General features: G+C 69.8%; 14 protein-coding genes. 11 read left to right on the forward strand and 3 right to left on the reverse strand.

All coding sequences use genetic code 11. The features are described 5' to 3' along the window. The first annotated feature begins 77 nt into the window (after positions 1–77). The 5 genes from C1J01_RS37295 to C1J01_RS37315 all read left to right on the forward strand — a co-directional run bounded on the left by C1J01_RS37295 (position 78) and on the right by C1J01_RS37315 (position 4,144). Positions 78–1,061 (forward strand): glycosyltransferase family 4 protein, encoded by a 984-nt coding sequence (locus C1J01_RS37295; RefSeq protein ID WP_111183676.1) that lies wholly within the window; start codon positions 78–80, stop codon positions 1,059–1,061. 193 nt (positions 1,062–1,254) lie between these two features. Further along, positions 1,255–2,238: a TerC family protein gene (locus C1J01_RS37300; RefSeq protein WP_111183677.1), complete on the forward strand. Its 984-nt coding sequence runs from the start codon at positions 1,255–1,257 to the stop codon at positions 2,236–2,238. Positions 2,239–2,376: 138 nt separating this feature from the next. Continuing rightward, positions 2,377–2,988 carry a phosphatidylserine decarboxylase gene (locus C1J01_RS37305; RefSeq protein ID WP_111183678.1) on the forward strand — a complete coding sequence of 204 codons (612 nt, stop codon included), beginning with the start codon at positions 2,377–2,379 and terminating at the stop codon, positions 2,986–2,988. Continuing rightward, positions 2,975–3,826 (forward strand): CDP-diacylglycerol--serine O-phosphatidyltransferase, encoded by an 852-nt coding sequence (gene pssA / locus C1J01_RS37310; RefSeq protein ID WP_111183679.1) that lies wholly within the window; start codon positions 2,975–2,977, stop codon positions 3,824–3,826. The genes C1J01_RS37305 and pssA overlap by 14 nt, the downstream gene beginning before the upstream one ends. 39 nt (positions 3,827–3,865) lie before the next feature. After that, a complete protein-coding gene (locus C1J01_RS37315) occupies positions 3,866–4,144 on the forward strand; it encodes a hypothetical protein (protein WP_111183680.1) in 279 nt (92 codons plus the stop codon). A gap of 25 nt (positions 4,145–4,169) precedes the next feature. Here the strand turns inward: C1J01_RS37315 and C1J01_RS37320 are convergent, their stop codons facing one another. Then, positions 4,170–4,826 carry an MBL fold metallo-hydrolase gene (locus C1J01_RS37320; protein ID WP_111183681.1) on the reverse strand — a complete coding sequence of 219 codons (657 nt, stop codon included), beginning with the start codon at positions 4,824–4,826 and terminating at the stop codon, positions 4,170–4,172. After that, entirely contained in the window at positions 4,823–5,620 is a 798-nt protein-coding gene (locus C1J01_RS37325; protein WP_181449184.1) for a maleylpyruvate isomerase family mycothiol-dependent enzyme, read from the reverse strand. The genes C1J01_RS37320 and C1J01_RS37325 overlap by 4 nt, the downstream gene beginning before the upstream one ends. A 216-nt stretch (positions 5,621–5,836) precedes the next feature. Here C1J01_RS37325 and uvrA point away from each other — a divergent pair, with 216 nt between their 5' ends. After that, entirely contained in the window at positions 5,837–8,677 is a 2,841-nt protein-coding gene (gene uvrA / locus C1J01_RS37330) for an excinuclease ABC subunit UvrA (RefSeq protein ID WP_111183683.1), read from the forward strand. A gap of 98 nt (positions 8,678–8,775) precedes the next feature. On the opposite strand, the gene C1J01_RS37335 is transcribed toward uvrA, so the two are convergent. Next, complete coding sequence (locus tag C1J01_RS37335; RefSeq protein WP_111183684.1) at positions 8,776–9,558, reverse strand: DUF2306 domain-containing protein; 783 nt, start codon at positions 9,556–9,558, stop codon at positions 8,776–8,778. Between the two features lie 197 nt (positions 9,559–9,755). On the opposite strand from C1J01_RS37335, the gene C1J01_RS37340 reads away from it, so the two are divergent. From C1J01_RS37340 to rapZ, 5 genes are all read left to right on the forward strand, one after another. After that, positions 9,756–10,160, forward strand: a complete 405-nt coding sequence (locus C1J01_RS37340; RefSeq protein WP_235854924.1) for a Rieske (2Fe-2S) protein — start codon at positions 9,756–9,758, stop codon at positions 10,158–10,160. Between the two features lie 104 nt (positions 10,161–10,264). After that, on the forward strand, positions 10,265–10,750 hold the full coding sequence (locus C1J01_RS37345) for a Rieske (2Fe-2S) protein (protein WP_111183686.1): 486 nt from the start codon (positions 10,265–10,267) through the stop codon (positions 10,748–10,750). A 45-nt stretch (positions 10,751–10,795) separates the two neighbouring features. Then, complete coding sequence (locus C1J01_RS37350) at positions 10,796–11,272, forward strand: Rieske (2Fe-2S) protein (protein WP_235854925.1); 477 nt, start codon at positions 10,796–10,798, stop codon at positions 11,270–11,272. 118 nt (positions 11,273–11,390) lie between these two features. Next, the gene (gene uvrC, locus C1J01_RS37355) at positions 11,391–13,295 is read left to right on the forward strand and encodes an excinuclease ABC subunit UvrC (protein WP_111183687.1); all 1,905 of its coding nucleotides are present in this window, start codon (positions 11,391–11,393) and stop codon (positions 13,293–13,295) included. A 172-nt stretch (positions 13,296–13,467) separates the two neighbouring features. Further along, positions 13,468–14,358, forward strand: coding sequence for an RNase adapter RapZ (gene rapZ / locus C1J01_RS37360; protein WP_111183689.1), 891 nt, complete (start codon positions 13,468–13,470; stop codon positions 14,356–14,358). The last annotated feature ends 40 nt before the right edge of the window (positions 14,359–14,398 follow it).

The raw sequence follows: 14,398 nt of genomic DNA on the forward strand, positions 1-14,398 counted from the left end.
CCGTTCTTCGACCAGACCCAGTTGCTGCTTGGTCGCGGGCGGCCCGGGATGTCAGAGTGCGGGTATGACGCACATGCATGACGAAGATCCAGCGTGTGAGGTCGCCCACGGGGGCGGTCTTCGCCGAGGTGGCCGTGTCCGACCGGCCGCAGCCCCTCGGTGACCTGCGCGCGGTGCTGGCCATCCGGCGGCTGACCCGCGACGCCGACGTCGTGCACCCCCACGGGTTGCGCGCCGGGGCGTTGACCGCGCTCGGGCGCCGCGGGCCGGTCGTGACGTTGCACAACGCGCTCACCGCGGGTGGTTTCGTGGGGTTCGTCTACGGCGTGCTGGAGCGGATCGTGGCCCGGCGGGCCGGGCGCGTGCTGGTCGTCTCGCCCGACCTCGGCGAGCGGATGACCCGGCTCGGCGCTCGCGACGTGCGCGCCGCGCTGGTGGCGGCGCCCGCGCCGCAACCGGCGAAGCGGACGCCACAGGAGGTCAAGGACGAGCTCGGCGCCGGGGAACGGCCGCTCCTGCTGACCGTCGCCCGCCTGGCCCAGCAGAAGGGGCTGGAGACGCTGCTCGACGTCGCGGCCGGACCATGGCCCGGTGGGTCCGCCGGTGCACCGGGCCAGGGTTCGGGTGGGTCTGGTGGTGTGCCGCTGTTCGTGGTTGCGGGGGAGGGGCCGTTGCGGGAGGAGTTGCAGCGGCGGATCGACGCCGAACGGCTTCCTGTTCGGCTGCTGGGTAATCGTGATGACGTGCCCGACTTGCTCGGGGCCGCTGTGGCGCTGGTGATGCCGAGTCGGTGGGAGGGGCAGCCGCTCACGCTCAGGGAGGCTCTCATGACGGGCACGCCGGCCATCGCCTCCGATGTGGGTGGCATTCCGGAAATTTTGGCGGATGCCGGGATCCTGGTGCCGTACGGCGACGTCGAGGGGTTTCGTACGGCCGTACGGGCGCTGCTGGCGGATGTCGCGACTGCGGAGAGACTGGCCGCGGCGGCGGTGCGGCGCGGTCGGGAGATGCCCGGCGGCGACGACGTCGTGGAGAGTGTGCTCGCGGTTTATCGGTCGTAGCGCGCCACCGGCGGTTAGGTGGGGTCGATGCGTTCTCATATACTGCCGGGGTTAGGGAGGGGAGTATCCCTTCGCGACAGCCTCGTCATCACGGTGCAGCCCCGCCCCATGGGGCCCCCGGGGCTGCCGGTTCGCGGGCTTCAGGCGAGCGGGAGAGACCTCCGGCAATGAGCCGCGCATGCCGGAGGGTTGAGTGAACGAACCTTTGTGGGCCTGGATCGCCGTCATCGGCGGTCTCCTTCTTGTTCTCGCGATCGACTTGTGGATCGTCGACCGCGGCGAGGCCCGAGAATTCTCCATGCGCCAGGCGAGTTACTGGGTGTCGTTCTACGTCGCGCTCGCCGTGGCGTTCGGAGCTGTGCTGTGGGTGACGGTCGGGGGTGTGAAGGCGGGAGAGTTCTTCGCCGGCTACATCACCGAATACAGCCTCAGTATCGACAACCTCTTCGTCTTTCTCATCATCATGAGCCGGTTCGCGGTGCCACGGGCGTACCAGCACAAGGTGTTGCTCGTCGGCATCCTGCTCGCGCTCGTGATGCGCGGCATCTTCATCGCGCTGGGCGCCGCCGCGCTCGAGCGGTTCAGCTGGCTGTTCTACGTTTTCGGCGCCTTCCTCGTCTACACCGCGATCAACATCGTCCGCGACCACCTCAAGGGCGATGACGAGGAGTTCAACGAGAACATCGTGCTGCGCTGGGTGCGCAGGGCCTTCCCCACCACCGACGGCTACGTCGGCTCCAAGGTCACCGTCAAGGTCGACGGCAAGCGCATGGTCACGCCGATGCTCATCGTGATGATCGCCATCGGCAGCACCGACCTGCTGTTCGCGCTCGACTCGATTCCGGCGATCTTCGGCCTGACGAAGGACCCCTTCATCGTCTTCACCGCCAACGCGTTCGCCCTGATGGGACTGCGTCAGCTCTACTTCCTGCTGGGCGGTCTGCTGCAGCGACTCGTCTACATCAGCTATGGTTTGGCGTTCATCCTGGGGTTCATCGGGGTTAAGCTCGTATTGGAGGCGTTGCATGCCAGCCATGTCTCCTGGGCGCCCGCCATTCCCATCTGGGTGTCGCTCTCGGTCATCGGCGCCACCATGGTCATCACCACCGTGGCCAGCCTGATCAAAGCCCGCATCGACATGCGCAAGGGCGAGGAGACGCAACCGGAACAGGTCTAGCGAAATGGACCTCAGGGCGCTTTGCTTGTGTGGTTAGGCCGTGTAATAGTTACTGGTTCCGTAACAACACGGCAAAGCGCCTAGTCCAGTCACCACCAAAGGTTGTACGTGTCAGACGATTCTGCCAAGCCGAGCCGCATGAGGCTCGCACGCGGGGTCTCCCCGTGGCTCCTCCCCACGGCGGCCACGGCGGCCGCCAGCGCGCTGCTGACGCGCCGAGACCGGCGATGGGCGCTCGCGGCGGTGCCGCTGAGCGCGCTCACCGGGGCCATGCTCTGGTTCTTCCGCGACCCCGACCGCACTCCGGGCTCAGGGCGCATCCTGTCCCCCGCCGACGGCGTGGTGCAGAGCATCGATCCGTGGCCGGACGGGCGCACCAGGATCGCCATCTTCATGAGTCCGCTGAACGTGCACGTCAACCGTGCCCCTCTTGCGGGAAATGTCACCTCCGTGCAGCATGTGGCAGGTGGGTTCGTGCCGGCGTTCAACAAGGACAGCGACCAGAACGAGCGCGTGGTGTGGCATTTCGAGACCGCGCTGGGCGACATCGAGATGGTGCAGATCGCGGGCGCCGTGGCGCGCAGGATCGTGCCGTACGTGAACGCGGGTGTGAAGGTCGCGCAGGCGGAGCGGATCGGGCTCATCCGGTTCGGTTCGCGGGTCGACATCTACCTTCCCGAAGGCATCTCCCCTGCGGTCTCCGTGGGAGAGAAGACGGTTGCGGGGGTGACCAGAATTGACCACGGCTGACGCGGGCAGCTGGCAGGCGGAGAACGAAGAGCCTCGCGGGCCCGTCGGCAAGGCGTTCCGGCTGTCGGCCGCGGACTCGCTCTCGCTGGGCAATGCCGTCTGCGGCTTCCTCGCGGTGTGCGTCCTGGCCTACTCCGCGATCCAGCAGCTGCAGGTCGCGCCCGGCCGTTTCTCGCCGGATCCGAGCTACTTCGCCACCGCCATCGTGCTGCTGCTGATCGGCGCCACGTGCGACCTGTTCGACGGCCTCGTGGCCCGGCGTTTCCGCGCCTCAGCGATGGGCGCCGAGCTCGACAACCTGGCCGACGTCATCAGCTTCGGGTTCGCGCCGGCCTTCATGGTCGTGATCTGGGGCATGGGCTTCAGCGACAGGGTCCCCTTCGCGGCGGTGCTCGCCGCGGCGGCGGCCGTGCTGGTGGCCGGTGTCGTGCGCCTGGCCAGGTTCGCCTGCGTCAAGACCAAGAGCGGCGATTTCATGGGGCTGCCCATCCCGATGGGCGCCATGAGCGTGATCTCGATCGTGCTGCTGTTCCAGCCCAGCATCTGGGCCCTGGTGGGCGTGCTCGGCGTGGCCTGGCTCATGGTCAGCCGCATCGAGTACCCCAAGCCCAAGGGGCAGCTCGCGGCGGTCGTGCTCGGGTGGATCATGGTCAATGTGGCCTTCCTCACCTTCTGGGTGGCCTGGCCCGAAGGCGGCGACCTCCCGATCAAGATCGGGGCGACCATGCAGATCGCGCTGGTGGCGGCGATTCCGCTGCGGATGCTCTTCTACAAGCGTGAGCAGCGCCAGTACAACAAGCGCCGCGAGGCCGAGGGCGTGGAGCGCGTCAGCAACTGACGGCGGGATTTTTCGTCTTATTTCGGCTTTGATGGATCCATGTCAGCTACGCCGCGCGAGCACACGCGCACGTACTACCTCGGCAAACTCGCCGCCGAGCTGGAGCAGCGCGGGCTGACGGCCGCATTGCGGCCGTATCCGCCCGTGCTGCGCATCAGCGATCCGGACGGCACGATCATGCTCGCCGAGACGGTCGACTGCGTGCCGCTCGCCGAGGGCTGGTTCTACCGCTGGTCGTGGGGTGAGCCGGTCGGACCGGCCGACGACCCCGCCCACGCGGCCGAGCGCATCGTGCACGTGCTGACCGCCCGCCGGTGATCCGCCCCGGCGGGCGCCGCCGTCTCTACCAGCCCCTGGCCTTCCACTCCGGAAGAGCGGGGCGCTCGGCGCCCAGGGTGGTGTCCTTCCCGTGGCCCGGGTAGACCCAGGTCTCGTCGGGCAGGCGGTCGAAGATCCGCTCCACCACGTCGGTGTAGAGCTGCGTGAAGCGCTCGGGGTCCTTCTGGGTGTTGCCGACGCCGCCCGGGAACAGGGAGTCGCCGGTGAACAGATGCAGGCCCGCCGCGCCGCCGTCGTACAGCAGGGCGATCGAGCCAGGCGTGTGACCCCGCAGGTGGATGACCTCCAGGCTCACCTCGCCGACGCTGATCGTGTCGCCGTGCTCGACCGGGTGGGTGACCGGCACCGGCAGCGCCGGGGCGTCGAGCGGGTGGGCGATCACCTCCGCTCCCGTGACCTTGGCGACCTGCTCCAGCGCCTGCCAGTGGTCGCCGTGCTGGTGGGTCGTGGCGATCGAGCGGACCGGCTGGTCGGCGGCGAGCGCGAGCAGCCGGTCGGCCTCGGCCGCGGCGTCGATGAGCAGGCCCTCACCGGTGGCGGTACAGCGGAGCAGATAGGCGTTGTTGTCGAACGGGCCGACGGCGAGCTTGCAGATCGTCAGAGCCGGCAGCTCGCGCACGTCGGCGGGGCCGCCGACCTGGACGTCACCTGTGTACGTCATGGGTAGTCCTCTGGGGGCGTCGCGGGCAGATCAGCGGGGGCCGGCATCGTCAGCCACGGTGGCGGCTCTGGAAGGCGTGCGCCCCCGGGGCCCGGTGTGCACGATCGCCCCACTGGCACCAGCCTAACCCCCTCGCCATCGGAGCGACCGGTGAGCCAGGCCAGCATGTCGGCGGGCGCGCCGGCGACGGCGGGGCCTCGGCCGAGGTCGCGCCATCGTTCGACGGCCCGGCCGCCGTCCATGAACACGACCTCGCTCACGGTGCCGCGTTCCCGGGGCCATGATCTGCGGCAGTCGTGCAGCTCCCGGCGGACGAACGCCTGCGGCCAGTCCGCGGGGCCGTAACCGGCGGCCATGTCCACCAGGTGGAAGCCGATCTCGCGTACCCGGCGCACGAGGACGTACCAGGCGGGATGGGGTGGTGGGCGCATGCCCTCCACCCGCGCGGACCAGGCGTGCTCCGGCAGGTCGCGGATCGCGGCGGCCAGGCGGGCGGCGCCGTCCTCCAGCGCCGCCAGGTGCCGGGAGGCGGATCGGGCGGCTCCGGCCTCGATCTCGGCGGCGCGGGCCGCGTACGAGGCGTACTGGGGGGTTCGGACGCCGGTCCTCGCCCAGGTCAGGAGGTTCAGGTGGGAGTCGGTGGAGGCGGCGACGTGCGCGAGGACGTGACCCCTGCTCCAGCCGGACAGCAGGGACGGGTCCGTGAGGTCGGTGTCGGAGAGGGAGGCGGCCGTGACCAGAAGCCGGTTCGTGACGTCGGCCAGTTCTGCCTGGAGCCTCGGCAATACGGTCATACCTCGATATTTCATCGTTTAAGGTGAATTGGCCTAGGGGCATAAAACCCCAGGTCAGGAGGTTGACCGTTGAATGGCTCCTGGCATGGCGGGAGATGGCCGTACCCTGAGAGGGACGGGTTCTCGGCGGCCGGAGTCGACGCCGGCCCGAAACTGTCGGAGCCCCCGTCTACCATCCCCCGTGGACCTATCCGCCTTTTGACTTCCGGGATCGCCGTGGCAGACCGCCTGATCGTGCGTGGTGCACGAGAACACAACCTCAAGGACGTCTCGCTCGACCTGCCGCGAGACTCGATGATCGTCTTCACCGGCCTCTCCGGCTCGGGCAAGTCGAGTCTGGCCTTCGACACGATCTTCGCTGAGGGCCAGCGGCGCTACGTCGAGTCGCTGTCGGCGTACGCTCGCCAGTTCCTCGGCCAGATGGACAAGCCCGACGTCGACTTCATCGAGGGCCTGTCCCCGGCCGTGTCCATCGACCAGAAGGCCACCAGCAAGAACCCGCGCTCCACGGTCGGCACGATCACCGAGGTCTACGACTACCTGCGGCTGCTGTGGGCGCGCATCGGCAAGCCGCACTGCCCCGTCTGCGCCCGCCCGATCGCCAGGCAGTCGCCGCAGCAGATCGTCGACCGGGTGATGGATCTGGCGGAGGGCACCCGGTTCCAGGTGCTGGCGCCGGTCGTCAGGGGCCGCAAGGGCGAATACGCCGAGCTGTTCCGCGAGCTGCAGACCAAGGGCTTCGCCAGGGCCAGGGTCGACGGCACCGTCGTCCGGCTGGAGGAGCCGCCGACGCTGAAGAAGTACGAGAAGCACGACATCGAGGTCATCGTCGACCGCCTGTCGGTCAAGGAGTCGGCGCGGCGCCGGCTCAACGACTCGGTCGAGACGGCGTTGCTGCTGTCCGGCGGCACGATCACGCTCGAGTTCGTCGACCTGCCGGAAGACGACCCGGGCCGCGAGCGCTTCTACTCCGAGCACCTCTACTGCCCCTACGACGACCTGTCGTTCGAGGAGCTGGAGCCGCGTTCGTTCTCCTTCAACTCGCCGTTCGGCGCCTGCCCGGAGTGCACGGGCCTCGGCACGAAGATGGAGGTCGACCCCGAGCTGGTCGTGCCCGACCCGGAGCGCACGCTGCGTGAGGGCGCCATCCACCCGTGGTCCGGCGGCCACGCCAGCGAATACTTCACCCGGCTGGTCGAGGCGCTCGGCCACGCGGTCGGCTTCACCCTCGACACGCCGTGGGAGAAGCTGCCGAAGAAGGCTCAGAAGGCCCTGCTGCACGGCCACGACGAGCAGGTGCACGTCAGCTACAGCAACCGCTTCGGCCGCAGGCGCTCCTACTACACGACGTTCACCCCCGTCATCCCGTGGGTGCAGCGCCGGCACGCCGAGGCCGAGAGCGACTCGGCGCGCGAGCGGTTCGAGGGCTACATGCGGGAGATCCCGTGCCCGGCCTGCAAGGGGGCCAGGCTCAAGCCGGTCAGCCTCGCGGTGACGGTCGCCGGCAAGTCGATCGCCGAGGTGTCGTCCATGTCGATCGGCGAGTGCGCGAAGTTCCTCGCCGCGCTCAAGCTGTCCGACCGCGACATGCAGATCGCCGAGCAGGTGGTCAAGGAGATCAACGCCCGCATGGGCTTCCTGCTCGACGTCGGCCTCGACTACCTGAGCATGGACCGCGCCGCCGCCACCCTCGCCGGCGGCGAGGCGCAGCGCATCCGGCTGGCCACGCAGATCGGCTCCGGCCTGGTCGGCGTCCTCTACGTGCTGGACGAGCCCTCCATCGGCCTGCACCAGCGCGATAACATGCGCCTGCTCGACACACTCGTCCGGCTGCGCGACATGGGCAACACGCTGATCGTCGTCGAGCATGACGAGGACACCATCGCCGCCGCCGATTGGGTGGTCGACATCGGGCCGGGCGCCGGCGAGCACGGCGGCCAGGTCGTCGTCTCCGGCACCGTCCAGGAGCTGCTGGCCAGCGAGGAGTCGCTGACCGGCCAGTACCTGTCCGGCCGCAGGAGCATCCCGATCCCCGCCCAGCGCCGCAAGCGCGACAAGAAGCGGCAGATCACCGTCAAGGGCGCGCGCCAGCACAACCTCAAGGGGGTCGACATCGACTTCCCGCTGGGCGTGTTCACCGCGGTCACGGGGGTGTCGGGGTCGGGCAAGTCGACGCTGGTCAACGACATCCTCTACAACGCGCTGGCCAAGGAGCTCAACGGCGCCCGCACGGTGCCCGGCCGGCACTCGCGGATCAACGGCATGGACCAGGTCGACAAGGTGGTCCACGTCGACCAGTCGCCGATCGGCCGCACCCCGCGCTCCAACCCGGCCACCTACACCGGGGTCTTCGACCACATCCGCAAGCTGTTCGCGGCCACGACCGAGGCCAAGATGCGCGGCTACCAGCCGGGGCGCTTCAGCTTCAACGTCAAGGGCGGGCGCTGCGAGGCGTGCGCCGGCGACGGCACCATCAAGATCGAGATGAACTTCCTGCCGGACGTCTACGTCCCCTGTGAGGTCTGCCACGGCGCCCGCTACAACCGGGAGACGCTGGAGGTCCACTACAAGGGCAAGACGATCTCCGAGGTGCTCGACATGCCGATCGAGGAGGCGCTGGGCTTCTTCGACGCGATCCCCGCGATCAAGCGCCACCTGCAGACGCTCCACGACGTGGGGCTCGGCTACGTACGCCTCGGGCAGCCGGCCACGACGCTGTCCGGCGGCGAGGCGCAGCGCGTCAAGCTCGCCTCCGAGCTGCAGCGGCGGCAGACGGGGCGGACGGTCTACGTGCTCGACGAGCCGACCACCGGCCTGCACTTCGAGGACATCCGGCGGCTGCTCGGCGTGCTCGGGCGGCTGGTCGACGGCGGCAACACGGTGATCGTCATCGAGCACAACCTCGACGTCATCAAGACCGCCGACTGGATCATCGACATGGGCCCCGAGGGCGGGTCCCGGGGCGGCACGCTGGTCGCCAGCGGCACGCCGGAGGAGATCGCGCTGGTCGACGAGAGCCACACGGGGCGCTTCCTGCGGAAGATCCTGTCCCTCTGACGAGCAGAGCTCTGGTCCCCGCCCCGAAGTGAAGGGTGCGGGGACCTCCTCTGCCCGGGCCGTTCCGGTCGGGGCATGGTCAGGGAGCATGGGGGCGCTCAGAGTTGCGGGGCGGTGCCGGCGGGCCGGGGAGCGGTGTTCGGCGATGGGGAGCCGGGGGAACGAGTGGCGCGGCGGCGGCGATTGGCGGCGTCGCCGCGTTCCAGCCACCACTCGGCCACCAGCAGCGGCAGCACCCAGCCCAGCCACGCCGACAGCGCCGCCACTGTGCTGCCCATGAGGGCCTCGTCGCCGCGGAAGGTCGTCTCGAACTGCGGCAGCAGCAGGATCGTGAAGAGCACGCCGTAGAGCCGGTTGGTGATGATCGACATCGTCAGGGCGAAGCTGCGCACCATCCAGCGGCGGTGGTCGACGAACCTGCGCTGCCGGGCCATCCGCCACCCGGTCAGCGTGCAGCCCAGCCAGAGCAGCGCCAGCAGCACGTTGCTCACCATCGTGACCGGGCCCCACGGTGTGGCGATCCCCACCACGAGGCCCATCAGCCCGCTCGGCAGGCAGCCGCCGAAGACGTACACGCGGCCGATGACGCGGTGCGCACGCGGATGGCGGCCCCGGAACCACGGCCAGATCTGCAGACAGCACGTCACCATCGCCACCGACCCGAACACGACGTGCAGGGAGAGCATGACGAAGTGCGGCGGGAAGAAGTCGGGGGCGGGCACGCGCGACCGGCTCGGATCCAGCGACAGGTAGGGAGGCAGTGAGAACGCGAGGAAAGCCGCCGCCACCACCATCAGCGGCGCCACCCAGGGACGCCGCCACCACCGGGGCCGGGCCGATCGGGCGGGGCCGGCGGACGCGGGCGCGGAAGAAGAAGTCATGCGCGCAGCCTGCGACCTGCCGCTGACCGGAGACCTACCGCGCGCTGACCGCCGGAGGGCCGCCGCGCACCGCACCCGATGGCGGGACCGAGGGGTGCCGTCAATAAGGTTGAGACCAGGTAACGACCGCACCTCCTGGGGGTCAACAGCGACACGGAGGGCGGGCAGGGGACATCGACACGGAGCGGGGCGGAGCCATGTCCGGAAACGGGTTGGGACGGCGCGAGATGCTGGGTGCGGCGGGGGTCGCGGCGTGCGGGCTGGCCCTCACCGCCTGCGGCTCGGGGCAGGCGCAGGAGCCGCCGAGCCTCAAGGGCAAGGTCATCGCCAAGGCCGCCGACGTGCCCGTGGGCGGCGGCACGCTGGTCGACGACCTGCAGGTCGTGGTGACGCAGCCTGCTCAGGGCGTCTACAAGGCGTTCAGCGCGCGCTGCACCCACAAGGGTTGCAAGGTGAGCACGCCGAAGGACAACGTCATCCGGTGCGCGTGCCACGGCAGCGAGTTCGCCGCCGACACCGGCCAGGCCACCAAGGGCCCGGCGACCGCCCCGCTGGCCTCCTTCCAGGTCAAGCTCGAAGGCGACGGCATCGTGGCGGTCTGAACCGGTAATAGTGCGTGGTTTCCCGGATCGGGCTCCTCCAGGCTGAACCGGCGCCAGTGCGCTGGCCGTACCTGAGAGCAAGAGCAGATCTGAGAGGACGCACCATGACGGAAACGACGCGGCGGACAGTGGTGTTCGGCGCCGGAGGCGCCGGGCTCGCGGCGGTGCTGACGGCGTGCGCGAGCTACGGCGTGCCGACGACGGACGCGAACGTGCAGGCGGACGAGCCGGCGCCCGAGCAGAACGCGCCCGAGCAGAACGCGCCCGAGCAGAGCGCCCCCGAGCAGAACGGCGGCGGCAAGCCCAAGGCGCTGGCCGACACCGCCGACATCCCCGAGGGCGGCGGCAAGATTTTCAAGAACCAGAACGTCGTGGTGACGCAGCCGGCGGCGGGCGAGTTCAAGGCGTTCAGCGCCACCTGCACCCACCAGGGCTGCGCGGTCGCCAGCGTGTCGAACGGCACGATCAACTGCCCGTGCCACGGCAGCAAGTTCAGCATCCAGGACGGTTCCGTCGCGAACGGTCCCGCCGGTGAGCCGCTGGAGGAGAAGCAGATCACCGTGGACGGCGAGAAGATCAGGCTCGCTTGAGACGCGTCTCATGAATTTTTCACCTGGGTAGGTTTGGGTGGACTTATGGGACAAGACCTGAAGAGCCGCAGGGCGATGATCGCGAGCGTCGGAGCCGGTGGCCTGGCGCTGGCGGTCGCCGCGTGCGGCGGCACCGATACCGCACAGCCCGCGGGGCAGCCTGCGAGCAGCGCCCCCGCGACCGAGTCCGGCGCCCCGCAGTCCGGGACGCCGCAGTCGAGCGCCCCGCAGGGCGGCACCGCGCTGGCCAAGACGGCCGACATCCCCGTCGGCGGCGGCACGATCTTCAAGGACCAGAAGATCGTGGTGACGCAGCCGACCGAGGGCGAGTTCAAGGCGTTCAGCGCCACCTGCACGCACCAGGGTTGCGCGGTCGGCAGCGTCGAGGACGGGGCGATCGTCTGCCCGTGCCACGGCAGCACGTTCGCCATCGCCGACGGCGCGGTGACGAACGGCCCGGCCGAGCAGCCGCTGCCGGCTCAGCAGATCACCGTCGAGGGCGACCAGATCATGCTCGCCTGAGCGGAGGGCTTCGCCGCCGTCAGGGCATGCCCGCCGTACGTTGGCGCAAAGTACGGCGGGCGACCTTGTCGGTGCGGGCTACTAGGCTTGAAGCGTGGCGAGATCAGCGGGCAGCACCTTGAGTTTCCGGCCCAGGCCGGGTTCGATCCCCGAATCCCCAGGGGTCTACCGGTTCAGGGACGCCGGCGGCAGGGTGATCTACGTCGGCAAGGCCAAGAGCCTGCGCCAGCGGCTCAACTCCTACTTCGCCGACTTCTCCGCCCTGCACCCGCGCACGCAGACCATGCTCACCACGGCCGCCGGCGTCGACTGGACGGTGGTCGGCACCGAGGTGGAGGCGCTGCAGCTCGAATACTCCTGGATCAAGGAGTTCGACCCGCGCTTCAACGTCAAGTACCGCGACGACAAGTCCTATCCGTACCTCGCCGTCACCATGGGCGAGGACTTCCCACGCGTGCAGGTCATGCGCGGCGCCAGGCGCAAGGGCACGCGCTACTTCGGCCCCTACTCCCACGCCTGGGCCATCCGCGAGACCGTCGACCTGCTGCTGCGCGTCTTCCCGGTGCGCACGTGCAGCGCCGGGGTCTTCAAGCGGGCCGGGCAGATCGGCCGGCCGTGCCTGCTGGGCTACATCGACAAGTGCTCGGCGCCGTGCGTCGGCCGGGTCACCCCCGAGGAGCACCGCGCGCTCGCCGAAGACTTCTGCGACTTCATGGGGGGCAACACCAGCCGGTTCATCAAGCGGCTGGAGAAGGAGATGCGCGAGGCCGCGGCCGAGCAGGAGTACGAGCGGGCCGCCCGGCTGCGCGACGACATCCAGGCGCTGCAGCGGGCGCTGGAGAAGCAGGCGGTCGTGCTCGGTGAGGGCACCGACGCCGACGTGATCGCGCTGGCCGAGGACCCGCTCGAAGCCGCCGTCCAGGTCTTCTACGTGCGTGGCGGGCGCATCCGCGGTCAGCGCGGCTGGGTGGTCGACAAGGTCGAGGAGACCTCGCCGGGCGAGCTGGTCGAGCAGTTCCTGCTGCAGATGTACGCCGAGGCGAGCCCCGAGGCGATGCCCCGCGAGGTGCTCGTACCCGATCTGCCGCCCGACAACGACGCGGTGACCGAGCTGCTCACCGAGCAGCGCCGCGCCCGGGTCGAGGTCCGCGTGCCGCAGCGCGGCGACAAGAAGGCGCTCATGGAGACAGTCGAGCGCAATGCCAAGGAGTCGCTGGCGCAGCACAAGATCCGCCGCGCGAGCGACCTGACCACCCGCAGCAAGGCGCTGCAGGAGATCGCCGACGCGCTCGATCTCGACCAGGCGCCGCTGCGCATCGAGTGTTACGACGTCTCCCACCTGCAGGGCGAGAACGTCGTGGCGTCCATGGTCGTGTTCGAGGACGGCCTGGCGCGCAAGAGCGAATACCGCCGCTTCGCGGTGAAGACCAAGGAGGGCGACGTCGCCTCGATCCACGAGGTGATCCTGCGCCGCTTCCGCCGCTACCTGGAGGAACGCTCGGCCACCGGCGAGCTCGCGCCGGACGACGACGACGGTCACGGCCCCATCGACCCCGAGACCGGCAAGCCGCGCAAGTTCGCCTACCCGCCCAATCTCGTCGTGGTCGACGGCGCCGGGCCCCAGGCCGCCGCCGCGCAGCGGGCGCTCGACGAGCTCGGCATCGACGACGTGGCGGTGTGCGGCCTGGCCAAGCGGCTGGAGGAGGTGTGGCTGCCGGGCGACGACCAGCCGGTGATCATGCCTCGTTCAAGCGAGGGTCTCTACCTGCTGCAACGCGTGCGGGACGAAGCACACCGGTTCGCCATCACCTACCATCGTTCGAAGAGGTCCAAGACGGTGAAGGAGAGCGCGCTCGACGGCGTGCCCGGCCTCGGGCCGGCCCGGCGCCAGGCGTTGCTCAGACACTTCGGCTCCGTGAAAAAGCTGCGCGAGGCCACTGCCGCAGAGATCTGCGAGGTTCCCGGCATCGGCCCGTCCATCGCCGAGGTCATCGTGTCGACGCTGAAGGGAGAGTCACCTTGATCTCGTCAGGATGCCAGGGTGTTCACGCAGGGGCATCAGGCGGCCGCGCCGTACTCGGCCGCCGCGCCGCCGTGGAGAGCCGCCGGGCGATCGCGCCGGGCGGGCCGTCCGGCGGGGTGAGCCGATGAGCGCCGATCAGCCCGGCGGGCCGGCTCCCGGGCAGGACGACGACATGAACACCGGGGCCGGTGAGGGCGTGCGCACCGAGACGGCGTTCGTCATCGTCACCGGCATGTCGGGGGCGGGCCGCAGCACCGCGGCCAAGGCCCTGGAGGACCTCGGCTGGTTCGTCATCGACAACCTGCCGCCCGGCCTGCTGTTCGCGATGGCCGAGGAGGCGGGCAAGGTCAAGCTCGCCGCCGACAAGGTGGCGGCCGTCGTCGACGTGCGCAGCCTCGCCTTCACCACCGACCTCAACGCCGCCATCGAGGAGCTCGAGGCGCGCGGCGTGCGGGTGCGGGTGGTGTTCCTGGAGGCCAGCGACGAGGAGCTGGTGCGCAGGTTCGAGAACGTCCGCCGGCCTCACCCGCTGCAGGGCGAGGGGCGGCTGGTCGACGGCATCGCCCGTGAGCGCGGCATCCTGCGCGAGGTGCGGGCCAACGCCGACCTGGTGATCGACACCTCGACGCACAACGTCCACGAGCTGCGCAACAAGATCGTCACGTACTTCGGCGGGGAGGACCGGCCCGGGCTGCGGCTCAACGTCGTGTCCTTCGGGTTCAAGTACGGCCTGCCGGTCGACGCCGACCTCGTGGTCGACTGCCGGTTCCTGCCCAACCCCCACTGGGTGCCCGACCTGCGGCCGATGAACGGGCTCGACCCGGCCGTCAGCGAATACGTTCTGGGGCAGCCCGGGGCCAAGGAGTTCCTCGACGCGTACGAGGAGGTCCTGCAGGTGGTCGCCGCCGGATACGGGCGCGAGGGCAAGAGCTACGCGACGCTCGCGGTGGGGTGCACGGGCGGCAAGCACCGCAGCGTCGCCATGGCTGAGCAGATCGCCGCGCGGTTGCGTGATCGCGGGGTGGAGGTCCAGGTCAGCCACCGGGATGTGGGCCGGGAGTGACCGATGGTGCCGCCGAAGCCGGCTCGCCTCCCCCGAAAGG

It is taken from the genome of Nonomuraea aridisoli (assembly GCF_003236395.1).
In the GTDB taxonomy this organism is placed as follows: domain Bacteria; phylum Actinomycetota; class Actinomycetes; order Streptosporangiales; family Streptosporangiaceae; genus Nonomuraea; species Nonomuraea aridisoli.